This is a genomic window from Belnapia sp. AC561, assembly GCF_979252845.1.
The window spans coordinates 1-252 of record NZ_CEEDBP010000352.1; the positions used below are offsets into that span (position 1 = coordinate 1).

The following is a 252-nucleotide window of genomic DNA, read 5'->3' on the forward strand; positions in this document are numbered from 1 at the left end:
CATCACCGGTTTCAACAGCGCCATGTCGGTGGATCGTTCGACGCTGGATCTGGGTATATGGGTCAACCTCAACGAACGCAAACAGATGCTCGACCTGCTGCAACGCGACGGTTTCGTCCGCGACTTCACATGCCACATCCGTCGCAGCGACGGGCAGATTCGCCTGTGCGAAGTGTCCAGTCGCCCGCTGCCGATCGGCGACGAGGATTGCATGCTGACCATCGCCCGCGACATCACCGAACGCCATCTCAT

General features: G+C 59.9%; 1 protein-coding gene. It reads left to right on the forward strand.

All coding sequences use genetic code 11. The features are described 5' to 3' along the window. On the forward strand, positions 1–252 hold a 252-nt coding region (locus AC0IW9_RS31395), incomplete at both ends, for a PAS domain S-box protein (protein WP_471652202.1).